The 3,605-nt window shown below is 36.4% G+C and carries 5 protein-coding genes; 2 read left to right on the top strand and 3 right to left on the bottom strand.

The genetic code is table 11. The features are described from left to right. Window positions 1-18 precede the first annotated feature (18 nt). Window positions 19-279, bottom strand: coding sequence for a DUF1871 family protein (locus tag RT445_RS20950; protein WP_004228396.1), 261 nt, complete (start codon window positions 277-279; stop codon window positions 19-21). 72 nt (window positions 280-351) lie between these two features. On the opposite strand from RT445_RS20950, the gene RT445_RS20945 reads away from it, so the two are divergent. Continuing rightward, on the top strand, window positions 352-1,524 hold the full coding sequence (locus tag RT445_RS20945) for a MalY/PatB family protein (RefSeq protein WP_312505809.1): 1,173 nt from the start codon (window positions 352-354) through the stop codon (window positions 1,522-1,524). 114 nt (window positions 1,525-1,638) lie between these two features. Beyond that, window positions 1,639-3,069, top strand: a complete 1,431-nt coding sequence (locus tag RT445_RS20940; RefSeq protein WP_313471491.1) for a magnesium transporter CorA family protein — start codon at window positions 1,639-1,641, stop codon at window positions 3,067-3,069. Between the two features lie 40 nt (window positions 3,070-3,109). Here the strand turns inward: RT445_RS20940 and RT445_RS20935 are convergent, their stop codons facing one another. Further along, window positions 3,110-3,322, bottom strand: a complete 213-nt coding sequence (locus tag RT445_RS20935; RefSeq protein ID WP_274794215.1) for a hypothetical protein — start codon at window positions 3,320-3,322, stop codon at window positions 3,110-3,112. 22 nt (window positions 3,323-3,344) lie between these two features. Next, a partial coding sequence (locus tag RT445_RS20930; RefSeq protein ID WP_313471490.1) for a peptidylprolyl isomerase occupies window positions 3,345-3,605 on the bottom strand: 261 nt, incomplete at its 5' end.

The following is a 3,605-nucleotide window of genomic DNA, read 5'->3' as shown; positions in this document are numbered from 1 at the left end:
AGAAAAATGCAAAATATTTTAGATAATACATTTTGCTTCAAATTTAATCGCAATCAGTTTATAAGAAATGGCTACACAATCTTCAAACGGTATCCATTGTTCAAACGAATGCTCATATGTTTCTTGAATTACTTTTGCAAGAGTTGAAGGATCATCAATTCCTTGCAATGCCGCTACAACATCTGCTGTTTCCGTATCATAATGGTCTGGACCTAAGTGGAATGGATCCCACTCCTCTAGCAGATGGACAGCTGCTTGATTCATTTTTATATTTTCCAAAATACTCACCTATTATCCTTTGATCATACTCGTATGATACCATAGTAAATAAAAAAGAAAAGAGTGATTTGCTTGTCTATTTTTGATCAAACTATTAAACGTCGTTGTACAAATTCCGTAAAATGGGACGCAATGGAAAAAGTTTATGGCTTACATGATGCGTCTGATATCTTGCCAATGTGGGTAGCTGATATGGATTTTGCAGCTCCAGCAGCTGTTTCAAAGGCATTACAGCAACATGCAGCACAAACTGTTTTTGGTTATAGTTTTATTGGCGAAGATGCAATCCAGTCAATCGTAGACTGGCAAAATACTCGTCATGACTGGCATATTGACAAAGAGTCTATCGTATTCTGCAATGGTGTCGTCGCTGCTTTAGCCAATAGCATTGTAGCTTTCACTAACCCTGGCGACAAAGTACTCATCTCCTCACCGGTTTATCCACCATTCTTTAACATACCGAAAAGTAATGGTCGTGAAGTTATAAGCTGTCCATTAGTTGAAAAAGATGGTACCTATGTTTATGATTTTGAAGCGTTTGAACAAGCATTAGCGCAAAATGTGAAAGCCTACATATTATGTAATCCTCACAATCCAGGGGGTTATGTATGGGATGAAGCAACTTTAAAAGAAATTGTACGACTTTGCGCTAAATACGATGTCATCATTATTTCTGATGAAATTCACGCTGATTTAATGATCAATGGGGAAAAACACATACCTTTAGCAAAAATTGCAGGAGATGAAATTAATCGTGTTGTCACGTGTATGGCTCCCACTAAAACATTTAACTTAGCAGGAATTCAAGTTTCTTATATGATCGTGACAGATAAGAAAAAACGTTTACAACTAGAGGCAATTAATATGGCTAGTGGGCAAGGCTCACTGAATACGTTTGCCTCTGTAGCACTTCATGCCGCTTATACTGAGGGCTCAGCTTGGTTAGATGAACTACTCACATATATTTCTGCCAATATGGACTATGTAAAAGCCGAGTTAGAGCAGATTCCAGGCATTCGCGTGACGAAACCACAATCCACTTATTTAATTTGGATTGATTACAGAGAGCTAGCTCTTGAAGAAAAAGATCTTATGAATCGCTTATTAGAAGTAGGTAAGCTTGCTTTAGAACCAGGGACAAAATACGGTGAAGAAGGCCGAGGCTTCCTCCGTATGAATGTAGCTTGTTCATTTGAAACCGTACAAGATGGTGTAAAACGATTTAAAAAAGCTTTTGAACAATAATAAAGAAATAAAAGAATGGGATATCTCCACTTTGGTAGATATCCTTTTTATGTTTAAAATGATTATTTTGTGGAAAAGTATCTTATCAATTGGATGTAAAGAGAGGTGTTTTTCATGAGCTTGGCTCCATTAACGATTAAACGTGCATATATGACGTTCCTTTTTCCTTTTGCCTATTCCAGCAATAATCGTGAAAAGATTGGTGATGTACTATTACAAGAAGGCTTTTCCTTTTTCACGTTGAATAACACCACTCTTGAAGAAGCATTTTATGGTGATATAACGATTATCCATGAGGAGCTTGCTCAATTTTTCTATCCCTTTTTAGAGGATAAATTATTTCCAAACGAAATGGACAGTCCTGATTTTATCCGTTTTTCAAAAGCATTCTATATACAAGGTTCCTTACAACATCAAGAAAGTCGCAGCCATTATGACTACGAGGTGATGAGTATCGATGTGACACTATGTCCCTTTGGGAATGGTATTGTCACTGTACGGACAAGCATGACAGATACCCCAAATGATCTTAGTGATATTTTGAATTTTATTCACTATTTTAGAGTGTTAGAGGCTAAGTTGCGTGAGGAAAAGGGAGCCAGTCATCTTTTTTCATTTGGCCATTGTTCATCCACAAGTGAACTATTATTTAAGCATTTCATCCCCTATTTACGGCCTTTTCTACTGCACCAACAAGATCATAGCTACGAAGGCTTACCTTTTTTTGAGGATGAGCGCATGTTAGCATCTGCTTATTTAATAGCTGAGGAAGAAGCAGAAATTTTACCTGAGCATTTATTTCGATTAGGGCAAGTGGATGGTAGGACACCAGATGGCAAGCCTTTTATATCTAGCACGAATCCTCAATATATCTCTAATTATGTGCAAGAACACGCTCATACACGATGGGCACCTAACAGTTATATTATCACCTCATCACAGGCACAAATAACGATTACAAATAAGCCTTTTGATAAATGTACTCATAGTATTCAGGAATTTATGGGTACCCATTATTACAATCTGTTCATTCATTATTTTTATAAAATGATGCTCTTAAAGCTGTCCTATGAATATAGTGAAATAAAGTGGGGCAAAGATAAACAGGTTGTCAACGAATTAATCGAGCTCATCACAAAGTTTTCTGCTCGTTATTATTTTGAAGAAGTCATTGTTCGAACAGAAGGCAGAGAAATATCTCAAATGCTGCGAACGTATTTCCGTATAAACGAGCACTATGTGGAAACGAAAGAAACATTGAACAGCTTATACCGAACACAAGAAGATCAATCAGATAATCGCAGTAATAATTTACTGTTTATCTTAACTGTATTTACTGTTGTGTCGGGTATTTACGGTATGAACTTAGTCATTGAAGGTTGGAAGGATAGCAGTGATTTTGAGAGTATATGGAGCTATACACTGTATGAATGGGTAGCCTTTATTACCGCATTAAGTGGGATTGGCTTATCCCTAATCCTTGTTTTTGTCACTGCCTTTAAAACGCTACAAAACATGGTTCGTCGGGCTAAAAGAAAAATGTAAATAAAAGAATCTGTCTCCAGTGGAGGCAGATTCTTTTTAATTAAATATTCTGTTGGTTGTTTGTACTTTTCTTCTCTGCTAAGATACGCGCTTCAATTTCCTTTGATTTCATTTCTTGCTTCTTTGAAATTTTTCGGAAAAGCGTAAACACGATGATACATAAAATAAGCATGATTAAAAATTCAAATGCCGCTGGAATATATCCTGATTTATCTTCAGGGAAATATAAAAATTGGTACATTAAATTTTGCATACTCTACACGTCCTTATAAGAATTATTCAAAGACTGTAATTGACTCAATTTTCACATCTTCTAATGGCTTATCACGGAAATCCTTTTCTACATCTGCAATTTTATCTACAATGTCCATACCTTCTACAACATGGCCGAATACTGTGTGTTTATGGTCTAACCAAGGTGTACCACCGTTTTGAGCGTAAGCTTCAATAATCTCTTCTGGGAAGCCTGCTCCTTGTAATTGACGAAGCATATCACTTGGAAGGTGCTTCATTTGTACAATAAAGAACTGAGAACC

This window comes from Lysinibacillus sp., from assembly GCF_032093475.1.
Lineage (GTDB): Bacteria > Bacillota > Bacilli > Bacillales_A > Planococcaceae > Lysinibacillus > Lysinibacillus irui.
The sequence above is the reverse complement of the archived record's forward strand: the minus strand, read 5'-3'. Positions and strand labels throughout refer to the sequence as shown.